The organism is Comamonas thiooxydans, assembly GCF_000964545.1.
GTDB classification, from domain to species: Bacteria; Pseudomonadota; Gammaproteobacteria; order Burkholderiales; family Burkholderiaceae_C; genus Comamonas; species Comamonas thiooxydans.
This window is the reverse complement of record NZ_BBVD01000003.1, coordinates 44,798-68,378: the sequence shown is the minus strand read 5'-3', so window position 1 is coordinate 68,378 and position 23,581 is coordinate 44,798. Positions and strand designations below refer to the sequence as shown.

Below are 23,581 nucleotides of genomic sequence, written 5' to 3'. Positions count from 1 at the left end.
CTATCAGATTGGATCCTAAAACAGTTAGAACAGCTTGCGCTTGCCCGGCTGCAGCAGCACCACCAGCGCGCCCGCGCCACCCTCGGCCGGGCGGGCCTGGACAAAGGCCAGAACCTCTTTTTTCTGAACCAGCCAGCGCTGCACCTTGCCCTTGAGCACGGGGGTGCGCCCCGGCGATCCCAGGCCCTTGCCGTGGACGATGCGCACGCAGCGCACGCCCGTGCGGTGCGACAGCCGGATGAACTGGCCCAGCGCCTCGCGGGCTTCGTCCGAGCGCAGGCCGTGCAGGTCCAGCTGGCGCTGAATGCTCCAGTGGCCGCCACGCAGCTTGCGGGTCACGTCGAGACCAATGCCGGGGCGGCGAAAGCTCAGCTGATCGTCCACGTCCAGCAGGGTGCTGACATCGAACTCGTCGCTCATGGCTTCGCGCAGCACATTCTGTTCGTCCAGCACCATCTGCAGCGGCAGCGGGGAGGGCGCTGGCTCGAGAAAGCTGACTTCGTTGCGCGAGCGCAGTGGCGTGACCTTGCCGACGCTGAGCGCAAACAGATTGCGTTCACGCTCGCGCGCTGCACGCGCCTCGGCCTGCGCAAGGGCCAGGGCTTCGGCCTGTTCGCGCATCTGCTTGAGATGGCGGGAGATGCCGGCCAGATCCTGCAGCGAGCGGTGTGCGTGGCTCATAGCAGACCCTCCTCGGCCATGGAGCAGGCGGCGCCCGGCCCGACGATGATGTGGTCGAGCACGCGTACATCGATCAAAGCCAGAGCGGCCTTGAGAGTGGCGGTCAGCGCGCTATCGGCACTGCTGGGCTGCACGTTGCCGCTGGGGTGGTTGTGCGCGAGGATCACCGCGCCGGCCTGATGGTGCAGGGCGCGCAGCACGACTTCACGAGGGTAGACGGAGGTTTGCGTCAAGGTACCGCGAAACATTTCTTCAAGAGCCAGCAAGCGGTTCTGGCTGTCCAAAAACAGCACGGCAAACACCTCGTGCGGCCTGGCCGCCAGATGCAGCTGCAGATAGTGCTTGACGGCCTCGGGGGAGGAAAAGACTTCCCGCTCGCGCAGCTGCTGTGCCGTGGCACGGCGGGCCAGCTCCAGCACGGCCATCAGCTCGGCTCGCTTTGCTGGGCCCAGGCCTTTGACGGCTGTCAAAGCCTTGTAGTCGGCGGCCAGCAGTCTGGCCAGACCGCCTGCTCCCTGGCCATCACCGGGCAGCTCCAGCAGCTCCTGCGCCATCTGCAGCACCGTCTTGCCGGCTATGCCGGTGCGCAAAATGACGGCCAGCAGCTCGGCATCCGAGAGCGCAGCCGCACCCCGCTGCGCGAGCTTTTCGCGCGGCTGGGCATCCAGGGGCAGGTCTTTGATGGGCATGGGCGTCAGTGCTCGCTTGCACAAGGCGGGGGAAGGGGCGGGTCGGCCATCTCAACGCAGCGGCGAAGAGGTTATAGGCTCGCTCTTACAATGCAGCCCAGTTTATCGGGACTTTCATGACCACAAGCGCAACCCCTTCGGATCTGCCCGTCGTGCAGGCAGGCTCTTTTCTCACGCTGCATTACCGCCTGGCGGGCCCTGCGGGCGATGTGATCAATACCTTCAACGAAAAGCCGGCGACGCTGTCGCTGGGTGCGGGCGAGCTGTCGCCGGCCATGGAAGACAAGCTGATCGGCCTGGCCGAGGGCACGCACACGACTTTCGAGCTGCCTGCAGGCGAGGCTTTTGGCGAGCGCAACCCCGACATGATGCAGTGGGTGGCCCGCAAGCTCATGAACGAGCTCGGCGACCCGCATGAGCAATACACCGCAGGCGATGTGGTGCAGTTCCCCACGCCCGACGGCAGCGGCAGCTACGCCGGCGCCGTGGTGCAGGTGCGCGAGGACGGCGCCGTGCTGTTCGACTTCAACCACCCGCTGGCCGGCCAGCCCGTGACGTTTGAAGTGAAGCTGATCGGGGTACTTTGAAATGACACACCCCCTGAGCTGCTGCGCAGCTTCCCCCTTCAAGGGGGACGACGGCCTTTGCTGCGGGGCGGCCCTTGCTGCGGTCGGCCCGCGCCGCCGTCCCGCGCTTCAAGCGCGCCAGTGTCATGCCGTGCGAGTGGTGCGTAGCGCCAGGGGGTATTGAAATGGTGGGAGCCAAGGAAGTCCTGCTGGCCGAGCCGCGCGGCTTTTGCGCCGGGGTGGATCGCGCCATCGAGATCGTGGAGCGGGCGCTGGCCAAGTTCGGCGCGCCCATCTACGTGCGCCACGAGATCGTGCACAACACCTTTGTGGTCAACGATCTCAAGGCCAAGGGCGCCATCTTCATCGAGGAGCTGGACGAAGTGCCGCCCGGCGCCACGCTGATCTTTTCGGCCCACGGCGTCTCCAAGGCCGTGCAGCAGGAGGCCGAGCGCCGTGGCTTTGCCATCTTCGATGCGACCTGCCCGCTGGTCACCAAGGTGCATGTGGAAGTCGCCAAGCTGGCCAAGGAAGGCTACGAATTCCTCATGATCGGCCACAAGGGCCATCCCGAGGTCGAAGGCACGATGGGCCAGCTCTCCGAAGGCATTCATCTGGTCGAGGACGAGGGCGATGTGGCCAAGGTGGCGCCGCGCCAGACCGAAAAGCTGGCCGTGGTGACGCAGACCACGCTGTCGGTCGATGATGCTGCGGGCATCAAGGCCGCCATCAAGGCACGCTTTCCTCTGGTGCGCGAGCCCAAGCAGCAGGACATCTGCTATGCCACGCAGAACCGCCAGGACGCCGTGAAGGTGCTGGCACCCCAGGTGGATCTGGTCATCGTCGTCGGCAGCCCGACCAGCTCCAACAGCAATCGCCTGCGTGAGCTGGCCGATCGCCTGGGCACGCCTGCCTATATGGTGGACAACGCGCTCGAGCTCAAGCAGGAGTGGTTTGCCGATGCGGCCCGCGTGGGGCTGACCGCCGGTGCCTCGGCGCCCGAAGTGCTGGTCGACGAGGTCATCGCACGCATCCGGCAACTGGGCGCAGTCGCCGTGCGCAAGATGGACGGTATCGAGGAAACCATCAAGTTCCCGCTGCCCAAGGGTCTGAAGATCGACGCGGCCACGGGCCTGGAGATCGAAGTGCGCAAGGCGCCCGAGACCGGACATTGAGTCATGGCAAGCTGAATGCTTGCAACTTCATAGCGCCTTGCGCATGGTATTCGGTAATTTCAGATAGTTTTATGCTGAAATTCAATGAATAGCCTGCGCAAGGCGCTTTGCTTTTGATAGCTGACTGCTGCCATCCCCCGTGTATCGGCCGGGTGCGGCCAGTCGCTCTAAAATCCCCATCTATGCTCGACATTCAACTTCTCCGCAAAGACCTGGATTCAGTCGTCGCCCGACTGCAAACCCGCAAGAACCCCCAAGCCTTCCTCAACGTGGAAGCCTTCAAGGCGCTGGAATCCGAACGCAAGTCCATCCAGACGCGCACGGAGGAGCTGCAGTCCAAGCGCAACCAGCTGTCCAAGCAGATCGGCATGTTGATGGGCAAGGGCGAAAAGGACGCCGCCGAAGCCGCCAAGGCCGAAGTGGCAGCCATGAAGACCGAGCTGGAACAATCGGCCACGCGCCTGGATCAGATCCAGACCGAGCTGCAGGCCATGCTGGCGGCCGTGCCCAATCTGCCTCATGAGTCCGTGCCCGTGGGCGCCGACGAAGAAGGCAATGTGGAAGTGCGCCGCTTCGGCACGCCGAGGAATTTCGACTTCGAGATCAAGGATCACGTCGATCTGGGTGCGCCCATCGGCCTGGACTTCGAAGCCGGCGTCAAGCTCTCCGGTGCCCGCTTCACCGTGATGCAGGGCCAGATCGCGCGCCTGCACCGTGCGCTTGCCCAGTTCATGCTGGATCTGCAGACCGAGCAGCATGGCTACACCGAATGCTATGTGCCTTACATCGTCAACAGCGATTCGCTCAAGGGTACGGGCCAGCTGCCCAAGTTCGAAGGCGATCTGTTTGCTGCCCAGAAGGGCGGCCAGGATGCCGAGCCCCTGCCCGATACCGCGGCTCTGTACCTGATTCCCACGGCCGAAGTGCCGCTGACGAATCTGGTGCGCGATGAAGTGCTGGCCGAAGACCGCCTGCCCATCAAGCTGACCGCACACAGCCCCTGCTTCCGTTCCGAAGCCGGCTCGGGCGGCCGCGACACGCGCGGTCTGATCCGCCAGCACCAGTTCGACAAGGTCGAGATGGTGCAGATCGTGCATCCCGAAAAAAGCTATGAAGCGCTGGAAGAGATGACTGGTCACGCCGAAGCCGTGCTGCAGAAGCTGGGTCTGCCGTACCGCGTGATGAGCCTGTGCACGGGCGACATGGGCTTTGGCTCCGCCAAGACCTATGACCTCGAAGTCTGGGTGCCGGCACAGGGCACCTATCGCGAAATCAGCTCGGTCTCCAACTGCGAAGCCTTCCAGGCGCGCCGCATGCAGGCCCGCTTCAAGAATGCGCAGGGCAAGAACGAACTGGTGCACACGCTCAATGGTTCCGGCCTGGCTGTGGGCCGTACGCTGGTCGCCGTGCTGGAGAACTATCAGAACGCCGACGGCTCGATCACCGTTCCCGAAGCACTGGTTTCGTACATGGGCGGCAAAACTTTGCTGAAGGCCTGATTTTTTAGGCTACAATAGATGCTTCGACACAGGAGAGGTGGCAGAGTGGTCGAATGTACCTGACTCGAAATCAGGCGTACGTGCAAACGTACCGTGGGTTCGAATCCCACCCTCTCCGCCAATGCGGCTGTAGCTCAGCTGGATAGAGTACTTGGCTACGAACCAAGGGGTCGTGGGTTCGATTCCTGCCAGCCGCACCAAACGTTAAGCCTCAGAGTAGAAATACTCTGAGGCTTTTTCGTTTCTGGCGTCTGCGGGAGATAGGCGTTTGACAGAAAGGCCCGGACACAGCAGTGTCCGGTCGGGCCTTGATCAGGTCTTGCTCTATGCCTGCATCCCTGCGCTGGCCAGCACGGCCAGGGCGCAGGAAGCGATGCGGCTGGCCACGGAGTCGGAGCGGCTGGTCAGCACGATGGGCACGCGCATGCCCAGAACCAGGCCCGCGCATTCGGCGTCGGCCATGTAGACCAGCTGCTTGTAGATCATGTTGCCGGCTTCCAGATTGGGGGCCAGCAAGATATCGGGGCGACCGGCGACATCGGAGACTATGCCCTTGTTGTGTGCCGAATGCAGGGAGATGGCGTTGTCGTAGGCCAGTGGACCATCAAAGATCCCGCCCGTGATCTGGCCGCGGTCGGCCATCTTGCACAGGGCTGCCGCATCGATGGTGCCGGGAATGGCAGGGTTGACGGTCTCCACAGCCGACAGCAGGGCCACGCGTGGCTGGACTATGCCTATGGCCTGCGCCAGATCGACCGCGTTCTGGGCGATGTCGCGCTTTTCCATCAGGCTGGGGAAGATGTTGACCACGCAGTCGGTCATCAGCAGCGGGCGGTCATAGCCGGGGATGTCCATGATGAATACATGGCTGGCCCGGCGGCTGCCGCGCAGGCCGGCTTCGCGCGCCACGGCCGCGCCGAGCAGATCGTCGCTGTGCAGGCTGCCCTTCATCAGGGACCGGGCCTGGCCATCGCGGCACAGGGCTGCGGCCTGGGCCGCAGCGATGCGAGGGTCGTCCGCCGTGGAGTGGATCTCGGCGGCAGACAGATCGAGACCCGCAGAGCGAGCCGCGGCTTCGATGCGCTGACGCGGTCCTACCAGCAGTGGCCTGATCAGGCCGGCCTCCGCCGCTTGCAGGGCCGCCTGCACAGAGCCGGTATCGCAGGGGTAGGCCACGGCCACGGCGACCGGACCTTTGGCGCGGGCGAGCTCCTGCAGGTGCTGCAGATGAGGGCGAGGCGTGGCGGGCGCGTCGTCGGCGGCCACGGCAAGAGAGAGTGGGGGAGTCATGAATGCTCCTGCGGGAAGTACAGGGCCCGGCGCGAGCAACGCAGGGGGTCTGGGAGTCGGCTTTCGAGGGCCTTGCGCTTTACCCAAGGCGCATGAAGCTGGCGCGGCCCGACCAAGGGACACCGAGGAAGGGCCGCCCCGCACCGAGGGTGTCGTCCCCCTCCCCCGCGCAGCGGGTAGAGAGGGGGAAGGCGCGCAGCGCCTCAGGGGGTGTCAGACGGCGTCAGACAAAGTCCTTGTACTTGTCCAGCATGCGCACAGGCTTGGACAAGGCATCGCGGCGGAAGGGATCGCCGAGCTCGCGGGTGCACATGATCTCGATCACGCAGGTCTTGCCTTCCTTCATCTGCATGTCGATGGCTTTTTGCAGTGCCGGGCCCACGTCCTCGATGTGGTCCACCACGATGCCTTCGGCGCCCATGGCCTTGGCGATATCGGAAAAGCTTTCGCTCTCCAGCTCGCCCGCCACGAAGCGGCGGTTGTAGAAGTCCACCTGGTTCTTCTTTTCCGCACCCCACTGGCGGTTGTGGAACACCACGGCGGTCACGGGAATGTCGTGGCGCACGGCAGTCATGATTTCCATCATGCTCATGCCCCAGGCGCCGTCACCGGCGTAGGCGATGGCCGGGCGATCGGGGGCTGCGCACTTGGCGCCGATGATGGTGGGCAGGGCATAGCCGCAGTTGCCGAAGCTCATGGGGGCGAAGAAGCTGCGCGGTTCGTCGAAGCGCAGATAGCTGTTGGCCACCGAGTTGATATTGCCGATGTCGGTGGACACCATGACGCGCGCCGGCATGGCTTTTTCGAGTTCGCGCAGCACCTGGCGGGGATGCAGATAGCTGCCGCCGGTCGGCGTGCGTTCGCCCTTGGCCTCTTCGATCATGTCCAGGCTGTAGGGGTCGCGCTCGTGGGTCCAGCCGTCGAGCTCCTTCTCCCAGGCGGCTTTTTCCGTGGCGATGGTGTCGGCGCGCGCTGCCTTGGTGGCGTCACAGCCCAGTGTCACATCGGCCAGGCGCCTGCTCAGTTCGGCCGCTACGGCCTTGGCATCGCCGTTGATACCCACGGCGATCTTCTTGACCAGGCCCAGATTGGTGTGATCGGCCTCGATCTGGATGATCTTGGCGGTCTTGGGCCAGTAGTCCATGCCATGCTGGGGCAGGGTGCCGAAGGGACCCATGCGCGAGCCCAGCGCAATCACGACGTCGGCCTGGGCGATCAGCTTCATGGCGGCCTTGGAGCCCTGGTAGCCGAGAGGGCCGGCCCACAGCGGGTGCTTGGCAGGGAAGGCGTCGTTGCGCAGATAGCCTGTGGCCACGGGTGCGCCCAGGCGCTCGGCCAGTTGCCTGGCTTCCTCTACGGCATCGCCCATGACCACGCCGCCGCCGGCCAGGATCACCGGGAACTTGGCGGTCTTGAGCAGCTCCACGGCGGCCTGCAGGCTGGCTTCGCCGCCATGGCCGCGGTCCACACGCATGGGCTTGGGGATCTCGCACTCGATCTCGCCGTAGAAGTAGTCACGCGGAATATTGAGCTGGGTCGGGCCCATCTCGGACATGGCGCGGTCGAAGACGCGGCCCGTGAACTCGGCCATGCGCTTGGGGTTGCAGACATGGCCCTGGTATTTGGTGAACTCCTGGAACATGGGCAGCTGATTGGCTTCCTGGAAGCCGCCCAGGCCCATGCCCATGGTGCCGGTCTCGGGGGTCACGATCACCACCGGGCTGTGCGCCCAGTAGGCTGCTGCAATCCCGGTCACGCAGTTGCTGATGCCGGGGCCGTTCTGGCCGATCACCACGCCGTGGCGACCCGAGACGCGGGCATAGCCGTCGGCCATGTGGGCCGCACCTTGCTCATGCACCACCGGGATCAGGCGAATGCCTGCGGGGGCGAAGATGTCCATGGCATCCATGAAGGCGGAACCCATGATGCCGAACATCTCGCTGACGCCATTGGCGACGCAGGTTTCCACGAATGCTTCCGAAGGGGTCATCTTGTGAACGCCTTCAACCACTTTACGATTGTCCGTTGCAGCCATCTCTGTCTCCTTGAAAATTTGAAACCTATGGTTCCGAAAAAAGAAATAACGATGTCAGTCTATGGCATTTTTTTGTTTTTGTGCAAGTAAATTTCTTTTTATGGAATAAATTGACTCGAAAAATGGAAATTAATATGATCGACAACGATATGAAGCACAGCGAAGACATCCCCTCGGCTCGCCTGGACGGAGACACGCCCAATCTGCGTTTGTTCGCGCTGCTGGAAGCCGTGGCGCAGAAGAGCCAGCCCTTCACCTTGCAAACCATGGTGGAAGAGACAGGCTTGCCCAAGCCGACCATGCACCGCATGCTTGCGCAGCTGGAAAGCGCCGGAATCCTGCAAAGAGATGGCAACGGCCGCCACTACGGCACGGGCCAGCGGCTGATGCGGCTGGCGGAGAACGTGTTGCTCAACAACACCACGCATGGCGCGCGGCATGCGGTGCTGACCCAGCTGGTGCGCGAGCTCGGCGAGAGCTGCAACATCACGGCTTTTTCGGGCAGCGAGGTCCTGTATCTGGACCGCGTGGAGACGCCGGCTCCGCTGCGCTTTTATCTGCATCCGGGCTCGCGCGTGCCCGCGCACTGTTCGGCCACGGGCAAGCTGTTCCTGAGCCAGATGTCGCCCGCCCAGCGCCGCCGGCTGCTGGCCAATGTGCCGCTGGAGGCGTTCACCGGCAACACGCTGACGACCTTCGAGGCGCTGGAGCAGGAGCTCGATCAGGTGCGCGCCCAGGGCTATGCCTTCGACAACGAGGAGTTCCTGCCCGGGCTGCTGTGCCTTGGCGTGCTGGTGCCCGCACCCCATGGCAACTCCAATATGGGGCTTGCGGTGCAGGCGCCCATCATGCGTTTTTCCAAGGAGAAGGCCTTGTCCTTTCTTCCCAAGCTGCAGGCGGCCGTCGCGGCGATCGCCCGCATTAACGATGACGTTCCACCGGAAGCCGATGATGACTGACCTGAGCCTGCTGCAGCCCACCCGTACCGTCAGCGTGCGCGATGTATTTGGCATCGACACGGACATGACCGTGCCGGCTTTTGCCGAGCCGGGCGAACATGTTCCCGCGATTGACAAGGCCTACCGCCTGAATTCGCAGGTGACGCAGGCCATTCTGGCGGGCTTCTCGCACAACCGGCGCGTTGTCATTCAGGGCCTGCACGGCACGGGAAAATCCACGCATATAGAGCAGGTGGCCGCCAGGTTGAACTGGCCCTGCGTGCGCGTGAATCTGGACGGTCATATCAGCCGCCTGGATCTGGTGGGCAAGGACAGCATCGTGCTGCAGGAAGGCAAGCAGGTGACCCAGTTCCAGGAAGGCATTCTGCCCTGGGCGCTGCAGCGGCCCGTGGCCATGGTGTTTGATGAGTACGACGCCGGACGCCCCGATGTGATGTTTGTCATCCAGCGGGTTCTGGAGCGTGAAGGCAGCTTTACCCTGCTCGATCAAAAGCGGGTGATCCAGCCGCATCCCTGTTTTCGGCTGTTTGCCACCATGAACACTCTGGGACAGGGCAATCTCAACGGGCTCTATCACGGCACGCAGCAGCTCAACCATGCCCAGCTCGATCGCTGGAATCTGGTCACCAGCCTGAACTATCTGCCCCCGGCCGAGGAGGCGGCCATCGTGCTGGCGCGTGTGCCGGAGCTTGCCACGGCCGATGGGCGCCGCAAGGTGGACGCCATGGTGGCGCTGGCCGGGCTGACACGCAAGGGCTTTGCAGTGGGGGATCTGTCCTTGCTGATGTCTCCGCGCACGGTGATTACCTGGGCCGAGAACATCGCCATCTTCCATGACCTGAGGCAGGCCTTCGAGCTGTCATTCCTCAACAAATGCGAGCCTGCAGAGCGCGCCATCGTGAGCGAATATTTCCAGCGCTGCTTTGCCCAGGAGCTGACGCAGCCCGCAGAACCAGCACTGGCGTTTCTGGCATGAGCGCCGGGACCTCCGGCCCTGCCTCGCTGTCCCGCATGGAAGCCTGGGGTGGCGCCATGCTGCGCGCCGTAACCGGCGACGCCAGCCTGCAATGGAGCGGTCAGACGCTGTATCGCGGCACCACGCCCATACTCCAGGCGGCGGCCCATCATAGCCAGGTGCCGGTGCAGCAGACGGATCAGCGCGGCCTGCTCGACAGCATGGGACTGCGTCTGCATTGGAGCGACCAGGCACTATTCCAGGCTCATCTGCCCCAGGAACCGGTGGAGCGCATGGTGTTCGAGCTGCTGGAGCAGCTGCGCGTGGAGAGCCTGGTTCCCGAGACATGGCCCGGAGCGCGCGAGAACATGCGCCAGCGCTTTGTGAACTGGTGCCAGGCCTTCATGGATTCCGGCCTGACGGAGAGCAGTCTGGGAATTTTGCTGTTTACGGTGGCCATCACGGCCTGGAGCCGACTGACCGGGCATGAGATACCGGAACGCATGGCCGATCTGGTGGAGTCCACGCGGATGTCCATGGCTTCTCCGCTGGGCCGGCACTGGGATCGGCTGCGGCGCGCCAGAGACCGGCAGCAGCAGTTTGTCGAGCCTGCCCTGGCCGTCAGCCGCTGGGTCGGCATGGCGGTGCGTGCGGCGCAGGACGATGCGCCGCGCGGTGCCGGCGGCCCCAGGCGGCGCAGCAGTTTTGCCCTGCCTCTGCACTTTGAGTCCCAGAGTCAGGACGGCATGCCCGTGGCGCAAAGCGGCGACAGTCGGGCATGGACCGGCACAGCGCAAAGCTACCGGGTTTTCACGCGCGAGTTCGATAGGGAAGTGCAGGCCGCCGAGCTGATCCGTGCGCTGCAGCTGGCCCAGTTCCGGGAGCAGATGGACGAGGAGCTGGCGCGCTCGGGATTGCTGCAGGCCGGGCGGCTGGCACGCTATCTGCAGCAGCGCCTGGCCAGCACGCAGCGCAACGGCTGGAGCTTCGGGCTGGAGGAAGGCCATCTGGACGGCAGCCGCCTGTCCCAGCTGGTAACGGACCCGCAGCAGCGCGCGATCTTCAAGGACGAAATGCAGCGCCCCGTCAACGAGACCGCCGTCACCATTCTCATGGACTGCTCGGGCTCCATGAAAACCTATGCCAGGCCCCTGTCGCTATTGCTCGACGTGCTGGGGCGGGCGCTGGAGATGGCCGGCGCAAGCGTGGAGATACTGGGCTTTTCCACGCAGGCCTGGAATGGCGGCAGAGCACGCCGCCGCTGGCAGCGCGCCGGCCAGCCGCAGTTTCCGGGGCGTCTCAACGAGCGCCTGCACATTGTCTTCAAGGACGGTGCCAGGCCCTGGCGTCATGCCCGGCACGGCATTGCGGCACTGCGCAAGCCCGACATCTTTCGTGAAGGCATCGACGGCGAGGCGGTGGAATGGGCGTGCCAGAGGCTGCGTGCAAAGGCCGCGCAACGTCGCATCCTGCTGGTCATCTCCGATGGCTGTCCCATGGATACGGCCACCCATCAGGCCAATGACGAGCATTATCTGGATCAGCATCTGAGGCAGGTTCTTGCCGCCCAGGAACGCATGGGAGGCATGAAGGTCTGCGCCCTGGGCGTCGGGCTGGATCTGGGGGTCTTCTACCGTCAAAGGCTTGCCGTCGATCTGCAGCACGATCTCGACGAGGCCTTGCTGTTTTCGGTGGCCGAGATGCTGTGTAAACGATGACGGGAATGGCGCGTGCGACAGGTATCGCACAAGGCCGAGCAAGCTCAGGCGACCAGCCGAAACAACGGAAAACAGAAAAGCGGGAAGGCGCAATGCCTGCCCGCTGTCTGCTTGCCGGAGCCATCCCCGCCGGGGAATCGACCGGACTTACATGCGTCCCTTCCATGGAACCAGGCGCTTTTCGACCCAGCGCATGAACAGGTCGAACACATAGGCGATCACGCCGATGACAATGATGCCCATGATCACGATGTCGGTGCGCAGGAAGTTCGAGGCGTTGAGCACCATCTGACCCAGACCCACGTTCGCCGCCACCATTTCGGCGGCAACCAGAGTTGTCCAGCCAAAGCCGATGGCAATGCGCATGCCCACCAGAATGTCGGGCAGGGCCGCCGGCAAGATCACATGGCGGATCACCTGGAAGTAGCTCGCTCCCATCGAATAGGCGGCGTTGATCTGCTCCTGTGCTGCGCTGCGCATGCCCGAGCGGGCTGCCAGAGCCAGGGGCGCAAAACAGCTCAGGAAGATCAGCAGGATCTTCGGCGTTTCATCGATGCCGAACCAGATGATGATCAGCGGCAGATAGGCCAGTGGCGGCAGGGGGCGATAGAACTCGATGGGGGGGTCGAAGATGCCGCGTGCAAAGCGTGACATTCCCATCGCGATGCCCAGCGGAACGGCAATCATGAAGGCCAGCCAGAACGCCACGGTCACGCGCAGCAGACTTGCAGAGAAATGCTGCCACAGCGGTTTGTCGTTGGCCTGCCCGGTCAGGTATTCATAGAACTGCTGGAACACCGCTTGCGGGCTGGGCAGGAACAAGGGCTTGATCCAGCCGAGATTGGTGGCGGCGAACCACAGTGCCAGCAGCAAGGCCACGGTGACGATGCTGATGCCGAGGCTGGAGCCTTCGCCGGGGGTCTTGAAGCGACTGGTCTTCACCGGTCCCGACGCCTGCGGGGCAGTGGCCTTGGGCTGCACGCGCGCTGTCGTGGCGGGCAGATGGTTGATTTGGACTGCTTCAGACATTGGCAGGCTCCCGGTGGTGAATCAGACTCAGAACTTCTTCGCGCATCCTGATGAAGTCGGGGCGCGACTTGACGGCACGCGCATCGCCGGTGCGCAGAAACTCATGGCAGAACGGCATGTCGTCGTAGACATGGGAGATGCGGCCCGGGCTGGGGCTCATGACGATCAGCCGGCTGGCGAGAAACAGCGCCTCCTCCACCGAATGGGTGATGAAGAACACCATCTTGTGGGTGGCATGCCAGACACGCAGCAGGATTTCCTGAACCTGCTCGCGCGTGAAGGCGTCCAGCGCACCCATGGGTTCATCCATCAGCAGCAGTGCAGGATCGTTGGCCAGTGCACGGGCAATGCCGACACGCTGCTGCATGCCACCCGAGAGTTCATACACGGCACGCCTGGCGTAGTTCTGCAAGCCCACGAGGCCCAGTTTTTCTTCCGCGATCTGTGTGCGCTGCTTCAGATCCATGCCGCGCATGCGCAGTCCCAGCGCGACGTTGTCGATCACATTGAGCCAAGGCATCAGCGCATGCTTCTGAAACACCACCCCTTGATTGGCTCCTGGACCCTGAATGGGCTTGCCGTCCAGCAGGATCTGGCCGCTGGAAGGGGCCAGAAAGCCTGCCATGCAGTTGAGCAGTGTTGTCTTGCCGCAGCCCGATGCACCCAGAGCGACCACGAAGTCGCCTTCGTTCATGGTCAGGTTGACGGGGGCCAGGGCTTGCAAGTGTCCGCCCTTGACCTCATAATTGACGGTCAGGTCACGTATATCCAGAGTCGGCATGACATTGCCCTCCTATGTGAAACAAAGCTGGGAGCCACGACGGGGTTGGTCGTCGTGGGCGGGCAGTCAGCGGCCGAGAGCCTGCTTGACATAGCTGCTGGTCACGTACGCGGCGTAGTCGGGCCTGACCTCCTGGATTCGTCCCTGCGACTTCAGAAACGTTGCAGTATTGGTCATTGCCTTGGCCGCACCGCCTTCCAGCCACTGCACGCCGAGCTGCTCTTCAGCACTGGGGAAGCGGTAAAGCGCCATGGCTGCGGGCACGTCCTTGGGGTCGGCCTTGCTCCATTTGGCAATCGCCTTGATCTCGGGCGAATCGGGAGTCCACCTGGCCAGGTTGTCGCGCACCTGGGCGCTGGCCCGATTCAGGGCCTTGATGAACGCCACCATGAACTGGGGATTTTCCTGGGCGAACTTGCTGCTCACGGCAATGCCCTCGAAGGTGGGATAGCCCATCTGCGCAATGGAGCCGGAGGTGGCAATCACCTTGCCCTTTTGCTTGACCTTGGCCAGTACCGGATCCCAGACAAAGGTGGCATCGATATCGCCGCGCTCCCAGGCCGCGGCAATCTCTGGCGGGCGCATGTTCATGATGTTGACCTTGCGCGCGTCGACACCTTCCTTGCCCAGGGCAGCGACCAGTTGGTAGTGCGCGGTGGAGACGAACGGCACGCCTATGCGCTTGCCTTCCATGCTCTTGAAATTGCTGATGCCGCCGCCATCGCGTGCCACCAGGGCTTCGGCACCGGCGATATCCGCGGAGATCCAGAGCAGCTTGATGTCCTGCCCCTGGCTGGCGGCAGCGGTCAGCGGGCTGGATCCCACCTCTCCCATCTGCACGTCGCCCGAGGCCATCGCCCGTATCACGTCGCCGCCGCCCGAGAACATGCGCCAGTTGATCTTGTAGCCCGTCTCCTTTTCCACCTCGCCCGACTCCATGACCAAGCGCAGAGGCACCAGCATGTCCTGGTTGGCGAAGGTCACGGTTTTCTGCTGCGCCAGCGCGAAGCCGGTCATGGCCAGTGCTGCTGTTGCGGCACCCGCTTTCAGCATCCATCGTTTTTGCATTTTCATTGCCAATTTCTCCATGGTTAGAGCGATATCGGTTGAAGACTTAGACCAGAGAACCCTTGCTGTGCTCACTCTTGCTGACTTGCTTTCCCATTCCCGCTTCTGGCTGAACCGGTAGAAAGCCGCATCGCGAGGCTCAAAGAGCTTTCTGAGCGGATCGTAGTGAGCAACCTTGCGCAGCCAGTAGGGCCAGTTGCTGTGAATCGTTAGGTCCAGTCGCGCACGGCCTGAGATGGGGCGCGCAGCATGGGTCGGCATGCACCGCGACCGTGCATTGCAAAGCCTTGCATGGCGCGGCTTGCGCGGTATATCTCGGTCCTGGTGAAGGGCGTTTTTGCGGCATCTGCATGGGCTTAGGTGGTTTCACTGATCGCAGACAGATGAGGGAGGATTGTGCTGTCCGAGAGGCATGAATGCTTGCGCAATATGCGTGCCAGAGAGGCGGCTTTTCCTGTGGCCGGGGCGCCGGGGTGTGCGCCGCACCGCATCCGTAGATAGCATGAAAAAAGCACCTTCCTGGCGGAAGGTGCTCTTCGTTGCGTGAAGCCCGAACGGCGGCTGGCAGGGTCAGTTCTTCTCGTCGTTCATGTGATACCAGTGGTAGAGAAAGCGCTGCCCCATGCGGCGAAATGGTGCAAATGCCTCCGAGCGCACCATATTGAACACATTCGGATATTCGAGCGATGAGTTGTAGATTGGCAACTCGAAGGCCTTGATGTTCTGGCCTGCGATGCGCTGGGCCATGCGACGGCCTGCATGCGCAGAGAACGACACGCCGTTGCCGCCATAGCCGACCGCATAGAAGACGCTTTCCCTTGGATCTGGCTGGGTGATACGCGGCATCATGTCGTGGCTTACATCGACCCATCCCCACCAGGAGTAGTCCACCTGGATTCCCTTGAGGGCCGGGAACTTGTGGTGCAGGCCCTCGACCAGCTTGGCCATATGGACCGGATTGGGCGCATCGGCGCCGGTGACGGCGCTGCGGCTGCCGATCTGCACGCGGTTGTCGGGCAGCTTGCGGTAGTAAAAGCGCAGCGTACGGGTGTCGGTGATGACTTGCGTGGTCTTGAAATTGGTGGCGGCCAGCTCTTCTTCCGTCAAGGGTCTGGTGACCAGCGAGTTCGAGAGAATCGGCATGATCTTGGAGCGCAGACTGCGGTGAAGGCCGTTGCTGGTATAGCCACCGGTGGCAAAGCCGACGGCGCGTGCCTTGACCGTGCCGCCCGGTGTCTGGAGGTAATGCACGCCGTTGCGTGTCTCCATGCCCAGCACGGGGCTGGCGGGATGCACCTTCACTCCCAGCTCGCGGGCCTTGCGCAGATAGCCGAATGCCAGCTTGAGCGGATGCACGCCAATGCCGTCGGGCTCATGCATCGCGCCACGGCAGTCGGCGTCATCGACATAGTCACGGCGCACAGCATCGACGCTGAGTATGCGGGCGTCGTAGCCGAAGACTTCGCGCATGACGCGGGTCTCGTTGCGCAGAAAATCCATTTTTCTGTCGCGGTGGGCAATATACAAATGCCCTCCCGGTTGCGGCTCGCATTCTGGAAACTCCGCAACCAGTTTCTTGAACGTGTCGAATCCTTCGCGGATCTCCGCATCCAGCTTCAGGGCTGTGTCCTTGCCCCAGCGCTCTATCCACTGCGAGCGATAGAGGCGGCCGCTGGCATTCTGGCCCTGGCCGCCGTTGCGGCTGGTGCAGCCCCAGGCGCTCTGGTTGGCCTCGAGAACCACGGCGCGAATGCCGTGTTCGCGGGCCAGAAACAGCGCAGTGGACAGGCCCGTGAAGCCCGAGCCCACGATGACCACATCGGCTTCCATGTCGCCGCAGACCGGACCATCGTCCTCGGGTGGCCGGCCTGCCGTCCCTACCCAGTAGGTCGGAGCGTAGCCGGCGCCATGTCCGGGGTTTCTTGCCACCAGGGGGTCGTACTGCGGGTCGTATGGATTCAGATGGCTGGGGCGGATGTCCTCGGCTTTCATGGCGGTCGTCTCCTGGTGTGGCTGCGTTTGAAGCGGCGCTCTATTGCTATGGAATTGATGGACGCAAAGTCAATGCAGATGCACTGCTTGCGATGTCCAGAGCAGCATAGCCAGCCCCTTGTGCAGCTGGTTAGGGCCACGGCACAGGTTTTGATGGAGCCAGCGCGCAAGCCTGGCCATCCGAATCTCGGGATTGCCGCAGACGGGCTGCAGCGAGTCTCCTGCAAACCGGGCGACCCATCGAGTCGCGCTCGCCGGGCGGGGCTGCGCGCCGGCCTGCTTCAGATCGGCATGACACAGGCTGTGTCAGCCGTCACCTCGGGGGTATGCACTGGAGTCCACCGCCACCTGTGCAGACAGCGGGCGTGGTCGTGAACTTCCCCTGCGCCTGTGGCAGCGATGACCGCATTGAGCGTGTTGATGCTCTCCTATCGTTTTCACCTAAATGAAGCGGCGCAAGAGGCATTTGCCGGCGGGCTTCGGTCTGCATCCGCAAGAGCTGGGGCAGAGCGTCGCGCTCAGAGGAGAAGCGGACTTTCTCAAGGCATCTTTCGGTGCGCGCCGCCGTCATCTCGCGAGGGATCACTGCCTTGCGCGGCAAGGCCTTGGACTTAACGATTGCCGGCAACTGGCCCTACGAAATGGAGCCAGTGCTACCTACCATGAGCCATCGGAATTTCAGGCATTTTTCGATAGAAAGGGGGCGCTTTTGCAATGGTCGACCCCCATGACATGACAGCAATCTGGAGAGCATATGAGCAAGCAAGAATCCCAACCCGATGTCCAGTTTCTGGCGCGTTTCTCCGACGCGTGGAATCGCCATGACATTGACGCATTGATGGACTTCATGGCCGACGAGTGCGAGTTTCATGCCGTTGCCGGCCCTGATCTGATGGGACGCAGCTTCGTGGGTCGTGAAGCCGTGCGTGAGGGCTTTCAGCTGGCCTGGCAGGCATTCCCCGATGCGGCCTGGGTGGATGGAGAGCATTTTGTGCAAGGCACGCGCGGTGTTTCGGAGAGCACCTTCAAGGGCACCAAGGCCGACGGCCTGCGTGTAGAGGCACGCATGGTCGATGTGTTCACCTTCCGCGACGGCAAGATCGCCGTCAAGAACGCCTACCGCAAGGATCGCCCGCCTGTGGCGATTTCCTGACACGAGCCTGGTTTGCGTGCGCGCATTCTTGTCTCGCGGCAGGGGGCGCTGCACGCATGGCTTCGCGCAACAATTTTCAAGCAGATAACTGAACGACCACGGCAACGGCCTGCATGAGCAGCAAGGCACAGCCAGATACATAAAGCCGTGGCGACCGGCATTTCCAGGCCGGCAAGACAGGAGACAAAAATGATTGGAAATCCGCATTCGTCGCCGGACGGGCTGTCGCACAGTCTCAAGCAGCGGCACATGACCATGATTGCCCTGGGCGGTGTCATCGGTGCCGGGCTCTTCGTCGGCAGTGGCGTGGTCATCAAGTCGGCCGGGCCGGCGGCCGTCATCTCTTTTCTGATCACCGGCCTGCTGGTGGTGCTGGTCATGCGCATGCTGGGCGAGATGGCCTGCTCCATGACGGGAGGCTCGTTTTACGAGTACGCCCGGGAAGCCTGGCGCGACCGGCCCGCCGTGGGCCAACTGGCGGGATTTCTCACGGGCTGGATGTACTGGTATTTCTGGGTCATCGTCGTGGCGATCGAAGCGGTGGCGGGGGCGGAGCTGGTGCGTTACTGGCTGCCCGACGTGCCGGCCTGGAGCATCAGCCTGGTCCTGCTGATCATGATGACGCTGACCAATCTGGTCTCGGTCAAATCCTTTGGCGAGTGCGAGTTCTGGCTGGCATCCGTGAAGGTGGCCGCCATCGTGGTGTTTCTGTTCATTGCCGGTGTCTATGTGCTGGGCCTGACACCGGGAGGCAGCGGAATGCATGTCGCCAACCTGAGCCAGAACGGCGGCTTCATGCCCAACGGCATTGTTCCGGTGCTCACGGGCGCCGTGGCCGCGACCGGCTTCTATTTCGGCGCGGAGATCGTGACGATTGCGGCCGCCGAAACCGCCGAGCCCCAGAAGGCGGTGGCCAAGGCCACGAATTCGGTCATCCTGCGCGTGCTGGTGTTCTATGTGGGATCGGTGCTGCTGGTGGCCTGCCTGGTGCCATGGAACTCCATCGGCATGTCCACGCCCTATGTCAGCGCTCTCGATGCCATGGGCGTGCCGGCCGCTGCCCAGATCATGAATGCCGTGGTGCTGACCGCCGTGTTGTCGGCGCTCAACTCCGGACTTTATGCCTCTTCGCGCATGCTGTTTGCGCTGACGCGACGCGGCGATGCGCCCAAGGTGCTGGCCCAGGTCAGCCGCAACGGCGTGCCCGTGTACGCGATTCTGGTGGCCACCTTGTTCGGCTACGGTGCCATCGTCATGTCCTATCTGTCTCCCGACAAGGTGTTCGCCTTTCTCGTGAACTCCTACGGAACGGTTGCCATCTTCGTCTACATCCTGATTGCGATTTCCCAGTTGCGTCTGCGCTATCGATTGGAGAACGAGGCTCCGCATCTGCTCAAGGTGCGCATGTGGTGCTTTCCTTATCTGACCTGGCTGGCGATTGCGGGCATGCTGTCCATCGTGGTGGCCATGGGCTTCATTCCCGAACAGCGCACGCCGCTGGCCCTGGGTGTGGCCAGTCTGTGCATCTTGCTGATTGCCTATCGCGTGCGCCAGGCCTTGCGGCGCGGAATCAGTCCCGAGGGGCTGCTCGACGAGCTGGCTCCGCCCAAGCTGCGCAAGAATTGATGAGACCCACAAAAGCCCCGGACCCTGAGTCCGGGGCTTTTGTTTTGCGCCTCTACATGCAGTGCATGGCTTCTGCCAGGGCCTTGATGCCGTGGGCGATTTGTCCTGCGGGAATGGACTGATAGCCCAGGCGTATGAAGTTGCCCGTGTTGCGAGGGGAGGTGAAGAACACATCTCCGGGCTCGATCAGCACTCCATGCTCGGCGGCCTGGCGTGCCAGCGCTTGCGCGGGCACATGGTCGGGCAGTTGCACCCAGCATGAGCCGCCGCCGCGTACCGGCGTGATGCGGCATTGGGGCAGGTAGCGAGCCATGGCTGCCGTCAGCTCGGCATGACGCTCTTTCTGGGCCTGGCCGAGGCGGCGCAGCTGGGCCTCGTAGTGGCCCAGCGAGATGAACATGGCCAATGTGCGCTGGATGAAGGTGGAAGGATGGCGGATCATCAGGCGGCGCAGGGCGCGCAGCTCCTTGATCAGCTCGGGCGGAGCCACGATATAGCCCACGCGAAGGCCGGGTGCCAGGCTCTTGGAGAGGCTGCCGATATAGATCACGCGGTTGTTGCGGTCCAGGCTTTTGAGTGCCGGGATGGGTTGTTCGTCGAAGCTGCTTTCGCTTTCGTAGTCGTCCTCGATGATGATGAGATCGTGCTTTTGTGCGGCCTCGAGCAAGGCTTCGCGCCGCTCCAGCGGCATGGTGACACCCGTGGGGCACTGATGGCTGGGCGTGACGTAGAGGTACTCGAGCTTGCGCATGGCATTGACGATAGGCAGTCCATCGCCATCCACGCCAATGGGGATGACCTGCGAGGTGCGGCTGCTGAAGATATTGCGCGCATCGGGGTAGCAGGGGTTTTCGATGCCGATGGAGGTGCCCTCGCGCATCAGCAAATCGGCCACCATGTACAGCGCATGCTGGGCGCCGACCGTGATGATGATTTCGTCGGGTGACGCCCAGACGCCGCGGCGCGGCAGGATCTTGGTCTGCACCTGCTGGATGAGGCTGTCGTCGTCGCGGGTGATGTGATCGGGCGCCCACATGCGGATGTCCACCACGCCCAGGGACTTGAGGCAGCATTCGCGCCAGGCGGCCGTGGGAAACAGCTCCTTGTCGAACTGGCCGTAGAGAAACGGATAGGGGAACCGCTGCCAGTCGTCTTCCTTCACGATGCTGCGCTGCAGGCTGGGGCGCAGCCACAGGCGGCGCGACCAGTCCGTGTGCGCCTCGGCGTCCGTGCTCCTGCCGCTGCCCGGCGTGCGCTCGGCCGTGCGGCCCTGCAGCACATCGGGGTGGATGAAATGGCCTTTTCTCTCGCGGCTCAGCAAGAAGGCCTCTTCGGTCAGTTGCTGGTAGGCCATGACCACGGTGATGCGGCCCACGCCCAGCAGCTTGGCCAGTTCCCGGCTTGAGGGGATAGCGTCGCCGGGCGCGAGAATGCCGGTGAGGATGGCATCGACCAGCATTTCGCGAATCTGACCCTGAAGGCTCAGAGAGGGCCTGGCGCTGCGGCGAAACAGCTGCTCCCACATGGCCACGGATGGAGGAATCGAAGGCGAGGCCTGTTGTCTGTCTGTCGTCATTGATGGTTCTGAATGCACTGCCGCAGCGTGCGGCGGCCTGGAGCGACCGGCTGCCCTGACGCGCGGGGCCTGGCTCTTTGGGGTCCATGAACGCGGCATCGCAGAGGCCGCCAGCAGCTTGCTGGCGGACCGGTTTCAACGCTCAAGATTAGCGCATATGCATGTGCTTGGAATCAGGCTTTTCATGTGGTCGCAAGCCTGAAGCAGCGCGCGGGATCTGAAATTCCTGGAGACCTTTTCTGCAGGCTCCAAAATCTGTATATAATTTGAGGCTTAGCGGCTGTAGCTCAGCTGGATAGAGTACTTGGCTACGAACCAAGGGGTCGTGGGTTCGATTCCTGCCAGCCGCACCAAACACAAGCCTCAGAACTGAAAAGTTCTGAGGCTTTTTCGTTTCTGCCTTGGCTGTTGCGGCAGGATTGCCGGTGCTGGATGTCTTTGAAGAAAAATCCGGGTTTTCACCGAGCGGCTCCAGAATCTGTATATAATTCGAGGCTTAGCGGCTGTAGCTCAGCTGGATAGAGTACTTGGCTACGAACCAAGGGGTCGTGGGTTCGATTCCTGCCAGCCGCACCAAACGACAAGCCTCAGAACTGCAAGGTTCTGAGGCTTTTTCGTTTCCGGGCTTTGACAGAGGCTGGTCAAGGCAAGCACGGATCTGTGTGAAGATCGGCCTCATGAGCAAGGCTTTCACCAAAGAATCGGACGGCGACGACGATGATGACGTCGGCGCTCTGCCGCCATTGCCCGCCGGCGGCAAGAACTACATCACGCCCCAGGGCTACCAGCGCATCAAGGATGAGCTGCTGGATCTGATCGACAACGAGCGCCCCAAGATCGTGGAGATCGTGCACTGGGCGGCCAGCAACGGCGACCGTTCCGAGAACGGCGACTATCTCTACGGCAAAAAGCGTCTGCGCGAGATCGACCGCCGCATCCGCTTTCTCACCAAGAGACTGGAGATTGCTGAGGTGGTCGACCCTGCCGTGCATGCGGGCAGCGACCAGGTCTTTTTCGGCGCCACGGTCAGCTATGTCGATGACGAGGGCGTGGAGCGCACCATCACCATCATGGGCATTGACGAGGCGGACAGCGCGCAGAACCAGGTCAGCTGGATTGCCCCGGTTTCGCGTGCACTGCTCAAGGCGCGCGTGGGCGACGAGGTGGCCTTGCCCACGCCGGCCGGTGTGCGCATGCTGGAGATTCTGGACGTCAGCTATCCTCAGCCCACATCTCGATCCTGATTTCAGGGGCAACAAAAAAGCGCGGCTTCCGTGTGGAAGCTGCGCTTTTATTTTGTGAGCTTCACTCGCTTGATATTCAATGATTTCAGATGGTTTTAATATTGAAATCGTTGATCAACAAGCGCTAAAAGCTATTGTTTTTGAGATGGGTTGCCAGCCTGCAGGCGTTGCAGCAGCTCCAGCGTGGGGTAGCCGTCTGCCACTAGGCCCTCGCTTTGCTGGTATTGGCGCAGCCCGGCCCGGGTGGCCGGACCCATCACGCCGTCGGCCGCTCCGGTGGCAAAGCCGCGCTGGCTGAGTGCGGTCTGCAGCGCCCGTGTCTGCTCACGCGTGAGTGCGCTGAGATCGCGCGGCCATTCGGCGCTGACACCGCCATTGCCTGCCAGCTGCGATGCGAGCAGGCTCACGGCCAGTGCATAGTTGGTGGAGTTGTTGTAGCGCAGGATGGCGCGGAAGTTGCTGCCCACCATGAAGGCCGGACCACGGGCACCGGCCGGTGCAATGATGCTGGCTCCGGCTATCGCAGGCAAGGCCTGAGCGTTCATGCTTTGCACGCCTTCTGCAGCCCAGGCATTGCTGTTCTGGCGTGTGGAAAGCTCGGTGCGCGCGTAATCGAAATTGGCTGGCAGGCGCACTTCAACGCCCCAGGGCTCGCCGGGGTTCCAGCCCGAGCTTGCAAGATAGTTGGCCGTGGAGGCGGCCACATCGGCCATGGAGCCCCAGATGTCGCGACGGCCGTCTCCATCGGCATCGACTGCATATTGCAGGAAGACCGAGGGCAGAAACTGGGTGTTGCCCATGGCGCCGGCCCACGAGCTGATCATATGGGCGGCGTCGATGTCGCCGTTGTCGATGATGCGCAGCGCGGCAATGAGCTCCTTCTGCGCCCATTCGGCACGGCGGCCGTCGAAGGCGAGAGTGGCCAGCGCATCCACGGCCGAGAAGCTGCCGAAGTTGCTGCCGTAATTGCTTTCCATGCCCCAGATGGCGGCAATCACCGGCGCCGGCACGCCATAGCGCTGGCTGGCCGCCTGCAGGCTGGCGCCGTGTTCCTGCATCTTGAGCTTGCCGGTCCTGATGCGTTGTGCGGAGACCGCGCTATCCAGGTATTGCCAGGGTGTGCGCGTGAACTCGGGCTGGGAGCGGTCGAGCCTGACGATGCTGGGCTGGAGTCTGGCACCGGCCAATGCGCTGCGCAGTGTGCGCTCCGAAATGCCTGCCGCGCGTGCGCGTGGGGCGAATTCCTGCTTCCAGTGTGCGAAGTTGCTGGCCTGTATGGGACTTTCCATCGCTGCTTCGTCAGTGCCTTGCTCTGTTTTGGCAGGCTGTGCCGGTTCGGACACCGCCGCTGCAGGAGGCTCGGACCGGGTGGCGCAGCCTGCGAGCAGGGCTGCTGCGATGGCGGTGATCAGCAACGGCTGACGGACATTCAGAAGCGAAGGTGCGGTTTGGAGCATGAATGCCATTGTCGCTTGCTGCCGTGGCCTGGGGGCTGTTGCATGGCGGGATAGCCCCCGCAGAATGCAACAAAATCTTTCGCCCATG

General features: G+C 62.9%; 19 protein-coding genes and 4 tRNA genes. 13 read left to right on the top strand and 10 right to left on the bottom strand.

What is annotated here, in order from left to right; all coding sequences use genetic code 11:
• Positions 1-24: 24 nt before the first annotated feature.
• Both Cth01_RS04020 and radC read right to left on the bottom strand, forming a co-directional pair.
• Positions 25-681: a Smr/MutS family protein gene (locus Cth01_RS04020; protein WP_034355642.1), complete on the bottom strand. Its 657-nt coding sequence runs from the start codon at positions 679-681 to the stop codon at positions 25-27.
• Positions 678-1,370, bottom strand: a complete 693-nt coding sequence (gene radC, locus Cth01_RS04015; RefSeq protein ID WP_034355793.1) for a RadC family protein — start codon at positions 1,368-1,370, stop codon at positions 678-680. The genes Cth01_RS04020 and radC overlap by 4 nt, the downstream gene beginning before the upstream one ends.
• 116 nt (positions 1,371-1,486) lie before the next feature.
• Between radC and Cth01_RS04010 the strand changes: the two genes are divergently transcribed.
• The 5 genes from Cth01_RS04010 (at position 1,487) to Cth01_RS03990 (ending at position 4,810) form a co-directional block, all read left to right on the top strand.
• The gene (locus Cth01_RS04010) at positions 1,487-1,957 is read left to right on the top strand and encodes an FKBP-type peptidyl-prolyl cis-trans isomerase (protein WP_003052041.1); all 471 of its coding nucleotides are present in this window, start codon (positions 1,487-1,489) and stop codon (positions 1,955-1,957) included.
• A gap of 164 nt (positions 1,958-2,121) precedes the next feature.
• On the top strand, positions 2,122-3,111 hold the full coding sequence (ispH, locus tag Cth01_RS04005; RefSeq protein ID WP_003065908.1) for a 4-hydroxy-3-methylbut-2-enyl diphosphate reductase: 990 nt from the start codon (positions 2,122-2,124) through the stop codon (positions 3,109-3,111).
• Between the two features lie 182 nt (positions 3,112-3,293).
• Positions 3,294-4,610 carry a serine--tRNA ligase gene (gene serS / locus Cth01_RS04000; RefSeq protein ID WP_003065910.1) on the top strand — a complete coding sequence of 439 codons (1,317 nt, stop codon included), beginning with the start codon at positions 3,294-3,296 and terminating at the stop codon, positions 4,608-4,610.
• Positions 4,611-4,641: 31 nt separating this feature from the next.
• Positions 4,642-4,731, top strand: a tRNA-Ser gene (locus Cth01_RS03995).
• Between the two features lie 2 nt (positions 4,732-4,733).
• Positions 4,734-4,810: transfer RNA gene (locus Cth01_RS03990), tRNA-Arg, on the top strand.
• 124 nt (positions 4,811-4,934) lie between these two features.
• Here Cth01_RS03990 and Cth01_RS03985 read toward each other — a convergent pair.
• Positions 4,935-5,900: a bifunctional enoyl-CoA hydratase/phosphate acetyltransferase gene (locus Cth01_RS03985; protein WP_045838578.1), complete on the bottom strand. Its 966-nt coding sequence runs from the start codon at positions 5,898-5,900 to the stop codon at positions 4,935-4,937.
• A 223-nt stretch (positions 5,901-6,123) separates the two neighbouring features.
• Positions 6,124-7,935, bottom strand: coding sequence for a sulfoacetaldehyde acetyltransferase (gene xsc / locus Cth01_RS03980; RefSeq protein ID WP_003052049.1), 1,812 nt, complete (start codon positions 7,933-7,935; stop codon positions 6,124-6,126).
• A gap of 134 nt (positions 7,936-8,069) precedes the next feature.
• Here xsc and Cth01_RS03975 point away from each other — a divergent pair, with 134 nt between their 5' ends.
• From Cth01_RS03975 to Cth01_RS03965, 3 genes are read left to right on the top strand one after another with little or no spacing between them, the layout of a single operon-like run.
• The gene (locus tag Cth01_RS03975) at positions 8,070-8,894 is read left to right on the top strand and encodes an IclR family transcriptional regulator (RefSeq protein ID WP_034377779.1); all 825 of its coding nucleotides are present in this window, start codon (positions 8,070-8,072) and stop codon (positions 8,892-8,894) included.
• Positions 8,887-9,870: an AAA family ATPase gene (locus Cth01_RS03970; protein ID WP_045838672.1), complete on the top strand. Its 984-nt coding sequence runs from the start codon at positions 8,887-8,889 to the stop codon at positions 9,868-9,870. Before Cth01_RS03975 ends, Cth01_RS03970 begins: the two co-directional genes overlap by 8 nt.
• On the top strand, positions 9,867-11,567 hold the full coding sequence (locus Cth01_RS03965; protein WP_045838577.1) for a cobaltochelatase CobT-related protein: 1,701 nt from the start codon (positions 9,867-9,869) through the stop codon (positions 11,565-11,567). Before Cth01_RS03970 ends, Cth01_RS03965 begins: the two co-directional genes overlap by 4 nt.
• 147 nt (positions 11,568-11,714) lie before the next feature.
• Here Cth01_RS03965 and Cth01_RS03960 read toward each other — a convergent pair whose 3' ends face one another.
• From Cth01_RS03960 to Cth01_RS03945, 4 genes are all read right to left on the bottom strand, one after another.
• Positions 11,715-12,596, bottom strand: coding sequence for an ABC transporter permease subunit (locus Cth01_RS03960; RefSeq protein ID WP_034392179.1), 882 nt, complete (start codon positions 12,594-12,596; stop codon positions 11,715-11,717).
• The gene (locus tag Cth01_RS03955; RefSeq protein WP_034355629.1) at positions 12,589-13,377 is read right to left on the bottom strand and encodes a taurine ABC transporter ATP-binding protein; all 789 of its coding nucleotides are present in this window, start codon (positions 13,375-13,377) and stop codon (positions 12,589-12,591) included. Before Cth01_RS03955 ends, Cth01_RS03960 begins: the two co-directional genes overlap by 8 nt.
• Before the next feature lie 66 nt (positions 13,378-13,443).
• Positions 13,444-14,451 (bottom strand): taurine ABC transporter substrate-binding protein, encoded by a 1,008-nt coding sequence (gene tauA, locus Cth01_RS03950; RefSeq protein WP_003062701.1) that lies wholly within the window; start codon positions 14,449-14,451, stop codon positions 13,444-13,446.
• A 564-nt stretch (positions 14,452-15,015) separates the two neighbouring features.
• Positions 15,016-16,437, bottom strand: a complete 1,422-nt coding sequence (locus Cth01_RS03945) for an NAD(P)/FAD-dependent oxidoreductase (RefSeq protein WP_034392176.1) — start codon at positions 16,435-16,437, stop codon at positions 15,016-15,018.
• Between the two features lie 754 nt (positions 16,438-17,191).
• On the opposite strand from Cth01_RS03945, the gene Cth01_RS03940 reads away from it, so the two are divergent.
• Positions 17,192-17,590, top strand: coding sequence for a nuclear transport factor 2 family protein (locus tag Cth01_RS03940; RefSeq protein ID WP_012839588.1), 399 nt, complete (start codon positions 17,192-17,194; stop codon positions 17,588-17,590).
• A 189-nt stretch (positions 17,591-17,779) separates the two neighbouring features.
• Entirely contained in the window at positions 17,780-19,216 is a 1,437-nt protein-coding gene (locus Cth01_RS03935; protein ID WP_012839587.1) for an amino acid permease, read from the top strand.
• A 52-nt stretch (positions 19,217-19,268) separates the two neighbouring features.
• Here Cth01_RS03935 and pdxR read toward each other — a convergent pair whose 3' ends face one another.
• Complete coding sequence (gene pdxR, locus Cth01_RS03930; protein ID WP_034377768.1) at positions 19,269-20,792, bottom strand: MocR-like pyridoxine biosynthesis transcription factor PdxR; 1,524 nt, start codon at positions 20,790-20,792, stop codon at positions 19,269-19,271.
• A 276-nt stretch (positions 20,793-21,068) separates the two neighbouring features.
• Between pdxR and Cth01_RS03925 the strand changes: the two genes are divergently transcribed.
• From Cth01_RS03925 to greB, 3 genes are all read left to right on the top strand, one after another.
• Positions 21,069-21,145 (top strand) — tRNA-Arg (locus Cth01_RS03925).
• Between the two features lie 146 nt (positions 21,146-21,291).
• Positions 21,292-21,368 (top strand) — tRNA-Arg (locus Cth01_RS03920).
• A gap of 101 nt (positions 21,369-21,469) precedes the next feature.
• Positions 21,470-22,036, top strand: a complete 567-nt coding sequence (gene greB / locus Cth01_RS03915; RefSeq protein ID WP_045838671.1) for a transcription elongation factor GreB — start codon at positions 21,470-21,472, stop codon at positions 22,034-22,036.
• A gap of 131 nt (positions 22,037-22,167) precedes the next feature.
• On the opposite strand, the gene Cth01_RS03910 is transcribed toward greB, so the two are convergent.
• The gene (locus tag Cth01_RS03910) at positions 22,168-23,502 is read right to left on the bottom strand and encodes a lytic murein transglycosylase (protein ID WP_034358146.1); all 1,335 of its coding nucleotides are present in this window, start codon (positions 23,500-23,502) and stop codon (positions 22,168-22,170) included.
• Positions 23,503-23,581: the final 79 nt, after the last annotated feature.